Source organism: Pseudomonas sp. GM102, from assembly GCF_000282555.1.
Classification (GTDB): Bacteria; Pseudomonadota; Gammaproteobacteria; order Pseudomonadales; family Pseudomonadaceae; genus Aquipseudomonas.
In genome coordinates, this window is sequence record NZ_AKJB01000089.1 from 20,276 (window position 1) to 32,975 (window position 12,700).

Here is a 12,700-nt window from a genome sequence, read left to right on the forward strand (position 1 = left end):
CGTTCTACCTCAGCTTCAGGGTGGCAAGGCCGACCAGTACCAGAATCACGGTGATGATCCAGAAACGGACGATCACACGCGGCTCGGGCCAGCCCTTGAGTTCAAAGTGGTGGTGTATCGGTGCCATGCGGAACACACGGCGACCGGTCAGCTTAAAGGAGGCAACCTGAATGACGACTGACAGGGTCTCCATCACGAACACGCCGCCCATGATGAACAGGACGATTTCCTGCCGGACGATCACCGCGATGGTGCCCAGGGCTGCGCCCAGCGCCAGTGCGCCGACGTCCCCCATGAACACTTGGGCCGGATAGGTGTTGAACCAGAGGAAACCCAGGCCCGCGCCGATCAACGCGCCGCAGAACACGATCAACTCACCCGCGCCCGGTACGTAAGGAATCAGCAGGTATTCAGCGAATTTCACGTTACCCGACAGGTAGCAGAAGATCCCCAAACCGCCGCCGACCATCACGGTAGGCATGATCGCCAGACCGTCGAGGCCATCGGTCAGGTTGACCGCGTTGCTCGAGCCGACAATCACGAAATAGGTCAGGACGATGAAACCCGCGCCCAGCGGAATGCTGTAGTCCTTGAGCATCGGCAGGATCAGGGTGGTTTCTACCGGCGTTGCCGCGGTCATATAAAGGAAGATCGCCGCGCCCAGGCCGAACACCGACTGCCAGAAATACTTCCAGCGGCTCGGAAGGCCGCGGGAGTTTTTCTCGATGACTTTGCGATAGTCGTCTACCCAGCCGATGGCACCGAACAGCAGGGTGACCAACAACACCACCCAAACGTAACGGTTGGCCAGGTCAGCCCAGAGCAAGGTGCTGACACCGATGGACGAAAGAATCAGCGCGCCGCCCATGGTCGGGGTACCCGACTTGGACAGGTGCGATTGCGGGCCGTCGTTGCGAACGGATTGACCGATCTGACGGTTCTGCAAAGTGCGGATCATCCACGGGCCATAGCACAGCGACAAGACCAGCGCGGTCAGCACACCGAGGATCCCGCGCAGGGTCAGGTACTGAAAGACCGCGAAGCCTTTGTAGAACTGTTGCAGATACTCCGCTAGCAGCAGCAGCATTAATGTTTCTCCAGACGGGTCCCGCACAAAGCGGCGACGATGTTTTCCATCGCGGCGCTGCGCGAGCCCTTGATCAAAATGGTGGTGTTTGTGTCCTGCTCGGCGTCCAGGGCCTTGATCAGTTCAGCCTGTGTGCTGAAGTGAAAAGCCTGCTCGCCGAAAGCGTTCACGGCGTGGGTCATCATTGGCCCGACCGCGTAAAGCGCGGAAACCTTGCCGCGGGCATACTCGCCCACATCGCGGTGCCCCTGCTCCGCCCAATCGCCCAACTCGCCGATATCTCCGAGCACCAGAACGGTGCGGCCGGAAAAGCCGGCGAGTATATCAACGGCGGCGCACATGGAGGTGGGGTTCGCGTTGTACGTGTCATCGATCACGCGCATACCGTTAGTTGCCAGTTGCGCGACGGCACGCCCCTTGACCGGTTGCACTGCATTGAGCCCCGAAGCGATATGCGACAAGGACACGCCCAGGGCGTGAGCGGCGGCGGCGGCGGCGACTGCGTTGGTAACGTTGTGACCACCGAGCAGGTTCAATTGAATCCGGGCAATACCTTGCGGTGTGTGCAGTTCGAACGCAGGACAGCCGCGTGCGTCGGAAACGATGAAGCTGGCATGGAAATCTGCGGTGGCATCCAGCTGAGAGAAACTCAGCACCCGTCGGGCAGCGGCACGAGCCTTCCAGATCGGAAACGCCTTGTCATCGAGATTCAGAACGGCGATGCCCGAGGCATCCAGCCCTTCAATGATTTCGCCCTTGGCCTCGACGATTTTTTCCGGGCCGCCGAACTCACCGACGTGGGCAGTGCCGGCATTGTTCAGCACGGCGACATGCGGTTTGGTCATGGCAACGGTGTAGGCAATCTCGCCAAGACGCGAAGCCCCCAGCTCGATGACCGCCGCCGTATGTTCCGGCGCCAGCTCGAGCAGGGTCAGCGGAACACCGAGGTCGTTATTCAGGTTGCCACGGGTCGCCAGCACCGGACCGCGCGTGCGCAGGATGCTTGCAAGCATTTCCTTGACCGTGGTCTTGCCGCTGGAACCGGTAATGGCCGCGACTGGATGAGTGAACGCAGCGCGGTTCATCGCCCCCAGTTGGCCGAGCGCCTGGCGGGTGTCCTTGACCAACAGTTGCGGCAGCGCGCTGTGGGCGACTTCGCGCTCGACCAGGGCACCCACGGCGCCTTTGGCGGCGACGTCATTGAGGTAGTCATGGCCATCGAAACGCGGGCCGGCCAAGGCAATAAACAATTGGCCGGGCTTGATCGCGCGGCTGTCGATGCTGACGCCGTCGAAGCTGGCGTCGCTGGCAATCAGACGGGCATTCAGTGCGCCGGTCAGTTCGCTCAGTCTCAAGGCTTTAAGCATGGGCCACCTCCCACGCGGTCAGGGCGTGATCGGCCTCGACCAGATCGGAGAAAGCGTGGCGCTCGCCGTTGATTTCCTGATAGTCCTCGTGACCTTTACCGGCCAGGACAATCACGTCATCGGCCGATGCGCTGGCGATCAATTGGGCAATCGCCTGGCCACGGCCGGCGACGAAGGTGACTTTATCCACAGCGGTGAAACCGGCGCGGATGTCATCGAAAATCATCGTAGGGTCTTCGGTGCGCGGATTGTCATCGGTGACCAGTACGCCATCGGCCAGACGCTCGACCACTTCCGCCATCAGCGGACGCTTGCCGCGATCGCGATCACCACCGCAACCAAACAGGCAGAGCAACCGGCCTTTGGCGTGAGGACGCAGGGCCATCAAAACTTTTTCCAGTGCATCCGGTGTATGGGCGTAATCGACCACCACCAACGGCTGAGTACCGCCGCCCAGGCGCTGCATGCGACCAGCCGGGCCTTCGAGTTTCGGCAGTACTTTGAGGATTTCGTCCAGTGCGTAATCCAGCCCGAGCAAGGCGCCGATCGCGGCCAAGACGTTGCTCAGGTTGAAACGGCCGAGCAAGGTGCTGCGCAAGTGGTGCTCGCCTTGCGGCGTGACCAGCGTGGCGCGCACGCCTTCGTCGTCGAACTGCGCCTGGCGGCAATACAGGTAGGCGCTGGAATCTTCCAGGCTGTAAGTGATCAGGCGCGACTCGCCTTCATCGGCAGCCAGATGCCGGCCGAAATCGTCGTCCAGGTTGACCACCCGGCACTTCAGATCATTCCAGGCAAACAACTTGGCCTTGGTTTCGCCATAGGCCTGCATGGTGCCGTGGTAATCCAGATGATCGCGCGACAGGTTGGTCATCACCGCCACATCGAACGCCAACGCAGTCACGCGGCCCTGATCCAGGCCGTGGGAAGAGACTTCCATGGCCACGGCTTTGGCGCCGGCCTTTTTCAGGTCGGCGAGGGTCGCTTGCACCGCAATCGGGTTCGGTGTGGTGTGCAGGCCGCTTTCCAGCGCGCCGTAGAAACCGGAGCCCAGGGTGCCGACGATGCCGCAGTGCTGACCGAGTAGGTCGAGCGCCTGGGCGACCAATTGGGTCACGCTGGTTTTACCGTTGGTGCCGGTCACGCCGATCAGGTTCAAATGACGGCTCGGGTCGCCATAAAAGCGCCCGGCGATGTCCGACAGCTGCGCCGCCAGGCCTTTGACCGGAATCAACGGCACGTCGGTGATCGGCAGCACAGTCGCGCCTTCGACTTCATAAGCCACGGCAGCAGCGCCGCGTTGCAAGGCGTCGGCGATGTGCGCACGCCCGTCGAACTTGCCACCAGGAACCGCGAGAAACAGATCGCCTGCTCGTACGTTGCGGCTGTCCAGCGCCAATTCGCGGATCAACAGATCGCGGCCGGCGTGGGCGAAAATCTTGTTCAGGCTCAGCGACATCAGCCGCGCCCTCCATTAGCTTTCAGCGGAACGACCGGTGCGGCGTTCGCTTGTTGAGTGGCAGGCAGGTTGTCCGGGGTGATGTTCATCAGGCGCAGGGTCCCGGACATCACTTTGCTGAACACCGGCGCCGATACCAGACCACCGAAGTAACCGGCCTTGGTCGGTTCATCGATCACCACCACGATTGCGTAACGCGGATCGCTCATCGGGCCGAAGCCGGCGAACAGCGAGCGGTAGGAATTCTCGGCGTAGCCCTTGGTGCCGACCGACGTTTTACGTGCAGTACCCGACTTGCCGCCCACGTGATACGCCGGCACCTGCGCACGGAATACACCGCGCGGGGCTTCGATCACTTGTTGCAGCATGGTTTGCATGGTTTTCGCGACGGCTTCCGGCAATACCTGTGTGGTTTGCGGTGCCTTGTCGGTTTTGATCAGGGTCAGCGGCGCGAGGCGACCATTGTTGGCCAGGGCCGAGAAGGCGTGGACCAACTGGATCGCGGTCACGGAAATACCGTAGCCGTAGGACAGCGTGGCGGTTTCAGCCTTGCGCCATTCGCGGTAGTTCGGCAGGTTGCCGACGCGCTCGCCCGGGAAACCGAGCCCGGTATCCTGGCCGAGGCCGACTTTCTGCGCCAGGCGGAAAATCGTTTCGCCGCCGATATCGAAAGCGACCTTACTCATGCCGACGTTACTGGAATTGATCAGGATACCGGTCAGGTCGAGTACCGGGCCTTCACTCTTCGATACGTCCTTGATGGTGTACTTACCAATCTGCAAGGTGCCTGGATACACTTCGACGGTATCGGTCGGCTTCCAGCGCCCGGTTTCAATCGCGGCACTCATGGAGATCGCTTTCATGGTCGAACCCGGTTCGAACACGTCGATCATCGCGCGGTTACGCATCATCGCCGGTTGCAGGTTACGACGGTTGTTCGGGTTGTAGGTCGGCTGGTTGACCATGGCCAGGATCTCGCCGGTCTTCACGTCCATGATCACCAGGCTGCCAGCCTTGGCGCCGTTCTCGATGATCGCGTTGCGCAGCTCGCGGTTGGCCAGGTATTGCAGGCGCAGGTCAATGGACAACGCCAAGGGCTTGCCGGCCTTGGCGTTTTTGGTGACCTGGACATCTTTGATCAGCCGGCCACGCCGGTCCTTGATCACCTGTCGCTTGCCGGGCACGCCGGCCAGCCATTCGTCGTAGGCAAGCTCGACGCCTTCGCGTCCGTGGTCATCGATGTCGGTAAAGCCGACCATGTGGGCGGTGACTTCGCCGGCCGGGTAGAAACGCCGAAACTCTTCGATGCCATAAACGCCCGGCACTTTCAGGTCGAGCACAGCCTGGCCTTGCTCGGGGGTCAGCCCGCGCACCAGATAAATGAATTCTTTATTAGCCTGGGCTTCGAGACGTTCGGCCAGGGCTTTCGGGTCCTGCCCCAAGGCAGCCGCCAGTGCCGGCCACTTCTCTTTGGCCGTTTGCATTTCCTTGGCGTTGGCCCACAGAGTGGTGACCGGGGTACTCACGGCCAACGGCTCGCCGTTACGGTCGGTGATCAGACCACGGTGAGCCGGAATCGGAATATGACGAACGCTGCGCGCATCGCCCTGACCTTTAAGGAAGGCACGGTCGACCACTTGCAAATCGATGATGCGCCAGGCAATCGCCGCCACCATGATGCCGAGCAACCCGACCACCAGACGGAACCGCCATGGAAAGAGCGCGCCTTCGAGTTTCATCATGGCGCCACCATCTGCACTTCAGCGGCGCCGGGAATGCGCATCTTCAGTTGCTCGGTGGCCAGGACTTCGATACGGCTATGGGCGGTCCAGGTGCTCTGCTCGAGAATCAACCGGCCCCACTCCGCCTGCGCCTTGTCGCGCACGCTCAATTCGCCGTACAGAGTATTCAGCAACTGACGATTCCAGTGCGCGCTATAGGACACGCCGATGGCCGACACAAGCACGCCGACAAACAACAGCAGCATGAAAAAGCTTCCGCCGGGAAGTGGCTTGGCGAAAAGCTTGCTCACCGCAACTTCTCCGCGACACGCATGACGGCGCTACGGGAGCGTGGGTTGGCTTTGAGTTCGGCCTCGGAGGCGGACTGCGCTTTGCCATGGATTTTGATGATCGGTTCGAAAGCGACATGACGGACCGGCAGATTGCGCGGCAGGTTGTCGGCTTCGCCTTTCACCAGTTTGCGCATGAACAGTTTGACGATGCGATCTTCCAGCGAGTGGAAGCTGATGACGACCAGACGGCCGCCCACTTCCAGGCATTCCAGCGCGGCTTCGAGGCCGGCTTCCAGATCGCCCAGTTCGTTGTTGACATGAATACGCAGCCCCTGGAATGCGCGGGTGGCCGGGTTCTTGCCCTTTTCCCACGCCGGGTTGGCGACTTTCAGCACTTCAGCCAGATCGCCAGTGCGCTCGAACGGCTTGATGTCGCGACGCTCAGCCACGGCACGTGCCATGCGACCGGAGAAACGCTCTTCGCCGTATTGCTTGAACACCCGGGCAATTTCTTCCACCGGCGCGGTGTTGACGAACTCGGCGGCGCTGATCCCGCGGGACGGATCCATGCGCATGTCCAACGGACCGTCGTTGAGGAAACTGAAACCGCGTTCAGGGTCGTCGAGCTGCGGTGAAGACACGCCGAGGTCGAGCAAAACGCCGCTGACCTTGCCGGCCAGGCCACGTTCGGCGACTTCGGAACCGAGCTCGGCAAAGCTGCGCTGCACAACGACAAAGCGGCCGTCTTCGGCCGCTAGCGTTTGCCCGGTGGCAATCGCTTGAGGATCTTTGTCGAATCCGAGCAACCGGCCATCTGGCCCGAGCTGGCGGAGGATCAACCGACTGTGTCCGCCACGTCCGAACGTACCGTCCAGATAGCAGCCATCAGGACGTACGGCGAGAGCCTCGACGGCTTCGTCAAGCAGTACGGTGATGTGGTTAAAGCCGCTATCAATAGTCACAGGATCAAATCACGCAGTTCATCAGGCATGGCGCCCGGTTGTTGAATAGCAGCCAGGTCAGCGGCAGAAACCGCATTCCAGGCATCCTCGTCCCACAATTGGAACTTGTTCAGTTGGCCTACCAACATTGCGCGCTTATCCAACTTGGCATATTCGCGAAGACGCGGCGGAACCAGAAAACGACCACTGCCATCGAGCTCGAGGTCGACGGCATTACCAATCAGTAAACGTTGCAGGCGGCGGTTCTCTTCGCGAAGCGAAGGCAGTGCGCGCAGTTTGGTTTCGATAATTTCCCACTCATCGAGGGGATAAACACACAAACACGGATCAACGGCATCGATGGTGACGATTAATTGACCGGAACTACGCGAAACCAGCTCGTCACGGTACCGGCTCGGCATAGCGAGACGGCCCTTTGCATCGAGACTGATAGCGTTAGCTCCGCGAAACACGTCGGCGTTTCTCCAAATATTAGCGTTTTACGCTCAAAAAACCCACTTCATGCCACTTTCCGCCACTTGCGCACACTATAGGAATGCGCCCACCACACCGTCAAGGCGCGGATTAAAGGAAAACCCTTACAGAACGGAGATTTAGGAGCGTAAAAGGAGGGTTAACGAGAATCTGACGGATGAATTCGCTCAATAACTTGAATCAGCACAGAAGGCTGCATTCAGAAGTTAAAGTAGTTTGTTAAGAGTAAGATTTTTTCGGTATTACAAAAGCGCTTCTGCTATTGATTCAGCAGGGAGGGAAATTGCCATTACACACATCGCTGCCAATGACTCGGCAGAGAGGAAAAAAGGTGGAGAGTCGATCTGTAAGCCGGGTTCTGTCTTGAACAGTCATTCGTCTACGATGGCCATCACTGGACATCTTTAGCAACCTACCCGGTCCCAGCGCGGGCCACGCCTTGGGACCCTATTTGGTCTTGCTCCAAGTGGGGTTTACCTAGCCACGAACTGTTGCCAGACGTGCGGTGCGCTCTTACCGCACCTTTTCACCCTTACCGGCGCCGAAGCGCTTAGGCGGTTATTTTCTGTGGCACTTTCCGTAGGCTCACGCCTCCCAGGCATTACCTGGCACTTCGCCCTATGGAGCCCGGACTTTCCTCCCCCCCCTAATTTTCATAGAGGGCAGCGACTGTCCGATCGACTCTCCGCCGCGAAGATTAACGGCAGAGCGACCGAAGAACAAGCGGTAAAAGCCTCTGGCCGGCGCTGCACGTCGGTTTACTCGCCCTTCTGTTTATCCAGCGCGACCTGATAGAGCACATTCTTGCGTTCGCCGGTAATTTGCGCCGCCAATGCCGCCGCACGCTTGAGCGGCATCTCTTCGAGTAACAGATTGAGAATACGCATGGCTTCGCTGCTGACAGCGTCTTCGGTTTCGGGGGCAGACCAACCCGCCACCAGCACTACACATTCACCACGCTGCTGATTGCTGTCCGACTCGACAAACTCACGCAACTCGGCCAATGGCAGGCCTTTAAGGGTTTCGAAGGTCTTGGTCAGTTCTCGCGCCAGCAATGCCGGACGCTCGGCACCGAATACCAGCTCCATGTCTTGCAGGCACTCGAGGATGCGGTGCGGCGCTTCATAGAAAATCAGCGTGCGCGGCTCTTCTTTTACCAGTTCCAGACGAGCACGTCGGCCGACAGCCTTGGCCGGCAAAAACCCTTCGAAGATGAAACGGTCGGACGGCAGCCCCGCCGCCGACAACGCCGCAATCAAGGCACAGGCACCCGGAACCGGCACCACATTGATTCCCGCGGCACGGGCCTGACGCACCAGGTGATAACCCGGATCGGAAATCAGCGGCGTCCCAGCGTCGGAAATCAACGCCACATCGTCGCCCGCCAGCAGGCGCGTGACAAAGCGGTTACCCTCCTCCCGCTCGTTGTGTTCATGGCAGGCCGCCAGCGGCGTGGGAATGCCGAAATGCTGCATCAATCGCTGGGAATGGCGAGTATCTTCGGCCGCGATCAAGGCGACCTCGCGCAGGATCTTCAGCGCACGTGCACTGATGTCGTCCAGGTTGCCGATGGGCGTCGCCACCACATAAAGCGAGCCAGCAGCGGAATTCAAAGCACCTGGAGCAGTCAAAGCGCACACCTCATGATCGGTAAAAGGCGACATTGTAGCGCGTAGCGGCGCTTGCGATACGTCTCACCCTCCTCGGGTTTTCCAGCCTTTTGTGCAGCGCTGCAACATTTGCACGAGCTAAATTGATCGATTCACGCCAGTAACATCGCGCCCCGGCCAGTGCTTGGGTACAATTCCACGCTAATTTGATCGAGTATCAGGAACACTTACATGATCGCTTGCCTGCGGCTGTTCACTGCCCTCTGCCTCGCTGCCTTGCTGGCGGCTTGCGCCAGCTCGCCCTCTTCCAGCCTTGGCGAACTTCCACGGACCCCGGATGCCAGTATCGAGCAACTGCTCGAACAGGCCACTCGAAGCAAAGATCCGGAAAAAGCCGCCCTACTGCGCTTGAGCGCGGCAGACCTGGCTTATCGTCAGGGCAATGCCGGCCAGTCCGCGCAAATCCTGCAACAGGTGCCGGTGGAACAACTCAAGCCTGGCCAACAAGTCTTCGCCAACACCCTGGCGGCTGAACTGGCCATGACCCGCAATCAGCCCAAAGCGGCGCTGGCTGCCCTGAGCCATCCGAGCCTGCAACGCCTGAGCGAACTGCCCGTCGAACAACAGGTTCGCACCGGCACCGTTCATGCCCGCGCCCTTGAGGCCGACGGCCAGACCCTGCCCGCCGCACGGGAGCGCATCTTTATTGCGCCGATGCTTGAAGGTGAAGCCGCCAGCAAAAACCACGAAGCGATCTGGACCCTGATCGCTTCGCTGCCGACCGATCAATTGCAGCCGACCACCGACGATGACCTCGGCGGCTGGATACGTCTGGCGCTGGCGGTGAAAACGGCCGGCACCCTGGAACAGCAGCAAGCCGCGATCGACAACTGGCGCGAAAAGAATCCAAAGCACCCGGCCGCCATCCAGCTGCCGTTGCCACTGACCAAACTCAAGGAACTGGCCAGCCAACCCCTGAGCAAAATCGCCCTGCTGCTGCCGCAAGACGGCCCGCTGGCTTCGGTTGGCAAAGCACTGCGCGAAGGCTTCATGGCCGCTCACTACCAGGCGCAACAAGCCGGGCAGAAGCCACCTGCCATCGAGTTCTATGACAGCTCGCGCCTGACGTCCCTCGACGAGTTCTATCGCAAGGCCCAGGCCGATGGCGTGCAACTGGTGGTCGGCCCGCTGGAGAAACCGCTGGTCAAACAGCTCAGCGCCCGCCCGCAATTGCCGATCACCACCCTGGCCCTGAACTACAGCGAAGGCACACAAGGCCCGGCCCAGCTATTCCAGTTCGGCCTTGCCGCCGAAGACGAAGCCCGCGAAGTGTCTCGCCGTGCGCGCGCCGACGGCCTGCACCGCGCCGCCATCATGGTGCCGAAAGGCGAATGGGGCGACCGCGTCTACAAGGCATTCAGCCAGGATTGGCAAGCCAACGGTGGCAGCATTGTCGCGACCGAGCGCGTCGACCAGCCGGTGCAACTGGCCCAGCAGATTGCCGACATGTTCCAGCTGCGCCAGAGCGAAGGCCGTGCCAAGAGCCTGCAAAGCACCGTTGGCTCGCAGGTTGCCGCACAACCTTCGCGTCGCCAGGACATCGAGTTCATCTTCCTGGCCGCGACGCCGCAACAGGCTCAACAGATCAAACCGACCCTGAACTTCCAATACGCGGGTGACGTGCCGGTTTACGCCACCTCCCACGTGTTCAGCGCCAGCGGCGACCAGAACCAGTACAACGACATGAACGGTATTCGCTTCTGCGAAACCCCATGGCTGCTGGATGCCAACGACCCGCTGCGCAAACAGGTCACTGCACAATGGCCACAAGCCGGCGGCAGCCTGGGCCGCCTGTACGCGATGGGCGTTGACGCCTATCGCCTGGCTCCGCGCCTGGGGCAACTCAAGGCCTTGCCGGACAGCCGCATCCAAGGCCAATCGGGTAGCCTGGGCATGACCCAGAATCAACGGGTCGAGCGTCAGTTGCCATGGGCAGAGTTCGCCAACGGTCAGGTTCAACGCCTGCCGGACACCTCGCGCTGATGCCTGACAGGTCACGCCAGCAAAGCGGTAAAGATGCCGAGCGTCATGCGCTCGAGCATCTTCAGCAACAAGGTCTGCGCCTGCTGGCGCAGAACTGGTTGTGTAAACGCGGCGAGCTTGATCTGGTCATGCTTGATGGCGATACAGTAGTATTCGTCGAAGTCCGCTACAGAAAAAACACCCAATGGGGTGGCGCGCTCGATAGCATCGATGGGCGCAAACGGCAGAAACTGATTTTTGCCGCGCAGTATTTTCTTCAGCGCGAGTCGCGTTGGGCCAATTCCCCCTGCCGCTTCGACGTGGTTGCCATCGACAGCAACCTTGATCAGTTGAACTGGTTGCAGAATGCCTTCGACAGCTGATCGCTTGCGCCCCGAACCGGACACCTTCACCCAACACTTTTGCTCTTTGCTTTGCGGGCTGCACATTCATGTGCCGAGTAGCCGCGCTAATTAAGGTCACACAGATGGACATGCAATCGCGAATTCGCCAGCTTTTTCAGGCCAGTATCGACACCAAGCAACAGGCGATGGACGTACTTGCACCGCACATCGAGCAAGCCAGCCAGGTCATGGTCAACGCCCTGCTCAACGAGGGCAAAATGCTGTCCTGCGGCAACGGCGGTTCCGCCGGTGACGCACAGCACTTCTCGTCCGAGCTGCTCAACCGCTTCGAGCGCGAGCGCCCAAGCCTGCCCGCCATCGCGCTGACCACCGACAGCTCGACTATCACCTCGATCGCCAACGATTACAGCTACAACGAAATCTTCTCCAAACAGATCCGTGCCCTCGGTCAGCCGGGTGATGTTTTGCTGGCGATTTCCACCAGCGGCAACTCGGCAAACATAATTCAAGCGATCCAGGCCGCACATGATCGCGAAATGATTGTCGTAGCATTGACGGGTCGTGATGGCGGCGGCATGGCATCACTGCTATTGCCTGAGGACGTCGAGATTCGCGTACCAGCCAACGTCACTGCACGTATTCAGGAAGTCCACCTGCTGGCGATCCATTGCCTTTGCGATTTGATCGACAGCCAACTGTTCGGGAGTGAAGAATGACCCCTAATCGCCTAGGCCTTCTGGCCTTGACCCTGTGCCTTGGCATCAGCGGCTGCACCTCGGTGGTTAACGCCAGCCGTGAAGCGCCGATCGACGATGACCGCGGCACCCGCACCTTCGGCAGCAAGATCGACGACTCCCTGATCGACACCAAGGTCGGCGTGAACATCGCCAAGGCTGATCCAGCCCTGGATAACGACTCGCACATCGTCGTCACCAGCTTCAACGGTGTCGTACTACTCGCCGGGCAAACGCCGCGCGCCGATCTCAAGGCCAAGGCCGAACAGGTTGCCGCTTCCGTTCAGCGCGTGAAGAAGGTGCACAACGAACTGCAAGTGCTGCAACCCTCCTCGCTGCTAGCGCGCCAGAACGACACCTGGCTGACCACCAAGATCAAGACCCAGATGCTCACCGACGCCTCCATTCCCGGCTCGCGCATCAAGGTTGTGACCGAGAACGGCATCGTCTACTTGCTCGGCCTGCTGACCAAGCAGGAAGCAGCGCAGGCGACCAATCTGGTACAAGGCGTTTCTGGCGTGCAGAAGATCGTGAAGTTGTTTGAGTACATCGACTGACGCGACTGTAAGCGCCGGTAGAAACCTACGGTTTGAAGGTGGTGAAGTAATA

12 protein-coding genes and 1 other RNA gene are annotated in these 12,700 nt (G+C 60.2%); 4 read left to right on the plus strand and 9 right to left on the minus strand.

Features of this window, described 5'->3' with window-relative positions; translation table 11 throughout:
- Window positions 1–4 precede the first annotated feature (4 nt).
- From mraY to rsmI, 9 genes are all read right to left on the minus strand, one after another.
- Window positions 5–1,087, minus strand: a complete 1,083-nt coding sequence (gene mraY / locus PMI18_RS07635; RefSeq protein WP_007904350.1) for a phospho-N-acetylmuramoyl-pentapeptide-transferase — start codon at window positions 1,085–1,087, stop codon at window positions 5–7.
- Window positions 1,087–2,454 carry a UDP-N-acetylmuramoyl-tripeptide--D-alanyl-D-alanine ligase gene (locus PMI18_RS07630; protein ID WP_007904358.1) on the minus strand — a complete coding sequence of 456 codons (1,368 nt, stop codon included), beginning with the start codon at window positions 2,452–2,454 and terminating at the stop codon, window positions 1,087–1,089. Before PMI18_RS07630 ends, mraY begins: the two co-directional genes overlap by 1 nt.
- Window positions 2,447–3,910: a UDP-N-acetylmuramoyl-L-alanyl-D-glutamate--2,6-diaminopimelate ligase gene (locus PMI18_RS07625; RefSeq protein WP_007904361.1), complete on the minus strand. Its 1,464-nt coding sequence runs from the start codon at window positions 3,908–3,910 to the stop codon at window positions 2,447–2,449. Before PMI18_RS07625 ends, PMI18_RS07630 begins: the two co-directional genes overlap by 8 nt.
- Window positions 3,910–5,649, minus strand: a complete 1,740-nt coding sequence (locus PMI18_RS07620; protein ID WP_177319036.1) for a peptidoglycan D,D-transpeptidase FtsI family protein — start codon at window positions 5,647–5,649, stop codon at window positions 3,910–3,912. Before PMI18_RS07620 ends, PMI18_RS07625 begins: the two co-directional genes overlap by 1 nt.
- Window positions 5,649–5,942 (minus strand): cell division protein FtsL, encoded by a 294-nt coding sequence (ftsL, locus tag PMI18_RS07615; protein WP_032834661.1) that lies wholly within the window; start codon window positions 5,940–5,942, stop codon window positions 5,649–5,651. Before ftsL ends, PMI18_RS07620 begins: the two co-directional genes overlap by 1 nt.
- The gene (gene rsmH, locus PMI18_RS07610; protein ID WP_007904365.1) at window positions 5,939–6,886 is read right to left on the minus strand and encodes a 16S rRNA (cytosine(1402)-N(4))-methyltransferase RsmH; all 948 of its coding nucleotides are present in this window, start codon (window positions 6,884–6,886) and stop codon (window positions 5,939–5,941) included. The genes ftsL and rsmH overlap by 4 nt, the downstream gene beginning before the upstream one ends.
- Window positions 6,883–7,338, minus strand: coding sequence for a division/cell wall cluster transcriptional repressor MraZ (gene mraZ, locus PMI18_RS07605; protein ID WP_003205355.1), 456 nt, complete (start codon window positions 7,336–7,338; stop codon window positions 6,883–6,885). Before mraZ ends, rsmH begins: the two co-directional genes overlap by 4 nt.
- 353 nt (window positions 7,339–7,691) lie before the next feature.
- Window positions 7,692–8,045: RNase P RNA component class A (gene rnpB, locus PMI18_RS29935), an RNA gene on the minus strand.
- A gap of 73 nt (window positions 8,046–8,118) precedes the next feature.
- Window positions 8,119–9,024, minus strand: coding sequence for a 16S rRNA (cytidine(1402)-2'-O)-methyltransferase (rsmI, locus tag PMI18_RS07600; protein WP_162131377.1), 906 nt, complete (start codon window positions 9,022–9,024; stop codon window positions 8,119–8,121).
- 177 nt (window positions 9,025–9,201) lie between these two features.
- Between rsmI and PMI18_RS07595 the strand changes: the two genes are divergently transcribed.
- From PMI18_RS07595 to PMI18_RS07585, 4 genes are all read left to right on the plus strand, one after another.
- On the plus strand, window positions 9,202–11,013 hold the full coding sequence (locus PMI18_RS07595; RefSeq protein WP_007904370.1) for a penicillin-binding protein activator: 1,812 nt from the start codon (window positions 9,202–9,204) through the stop codon (window positions 11,011–11,013).
- On the plus strand, window positions 11,013–11,375 hold the full coding sequence (locus PMI18_RS30630) for a YraN family protein (protein WP_007904371.1): 363 nt from the start codon (window positions 11,013–11,015) through the stop codon (window positions 11,373–11,375). The genes PMI18_RS07595 and PMI18_RS30630 overlap by 1 nt, the downstream gene beginning before the upstream one ends.
- 104 nt (window positions 11,376–11,479) lie before the next feature.
- Window positions 11,480–12,073, plus strand: coding sequence for a phosphoheptose isomerase (locus tag PMI18_RS07590; protein ID WP_007904374.1), 594 nt, complete (start codon window positions 11,480–11,482; stop codon window positions 12,071–12,073).
- The gene (locus PMI18_RS07585) at window positions 12,070–12,648 is read left to right on the plus strand and encodes a BON domain-containing protein (RefSeq protein WP_007904376.1); all 579 of its coding nucleotides are present in this window, start codon (window positions 12,070–12,072) and stop codon (window positions 12,646–12,648) included. The genes PMI18_RS07590 and PMI18_RS07585 overlap by 4 nt, the downstream gene beginning before the upstream one ends.
- Window positions 12,649–12,700 lie beyond the last annotated feature (52 nt).

What these genes read in the sequence shown, in the direction of transcription:
- mraY (WP_007904350.1), bottom strand. Translation starts at nt 1,087, where the DNA reads ATGCTGCTGCTGCTAGCGGAGTATCTGCAACAGTTCTACAAAGGCTTC.
- PMI18_RS07620 (WP_177319036.1), bottom strand. Translation starts at nt 5,649, where the DNA reads ATGAAACTCGAAGGCGCGCTCTTTCCATGGCGGTTCCGTCTGGTGGTC.
- PMI18_RS07630 (WP_007904358.1), bottom strand. Translation starts at nt 2,454, where the DNA reads ATGCTTAAAGCCTTGAGACTGAGCGAACTGACCGGCGCACTGAATGCC.
- PMI18_RS30630 (WP_007904371.1), top strand. Translation starts at nt 11,013, where the DNA reads ATGCCTGACAGGTCACGCCAGCAAAGCGGTAAAGATGCCGAGCGTCAT.
- rsmI (WP_162131377.1), bottom strand. Translation starts at nt 9,024, where the DNA reads ATGTCGCCTTTTACCGATCATGAGGTGTGCGCTTTGACTGCTCCAGGT.
- PMI18_RS07585 (WP_007904376.1), top strand. Translation starts at nt 12,070, where the DNA reads ATGACCCCTAATCGCCTAGGCCTTCTGGCCTTGACCCTGTGCCTTGGC.
- PMI18_RS07625 (WP_007904361.1), bottom strand. Translation starts at nt 3,910, where the DNA reads ATGTCGCTGAGCCTGAACAAGATTTTCGCCCACGCCGGCCGCGATCTG.
- PMI18_RS07590 (WP_007904374.1), top strand. Translation starts at nt 11,480, where the DNA reads ATGGACATGCAATCGCGAATTCGCCAGCTTTTTCAGGCCAGTATCGAC.
- PMI18_RS07595 (WP_007904370.1), top strand. Translation starts at nt 9,202, where the DNA reads ATGATCGCTTGCCTGCGGCTGTTCACTGCCCTCTGCCTCGCTGCCTTG.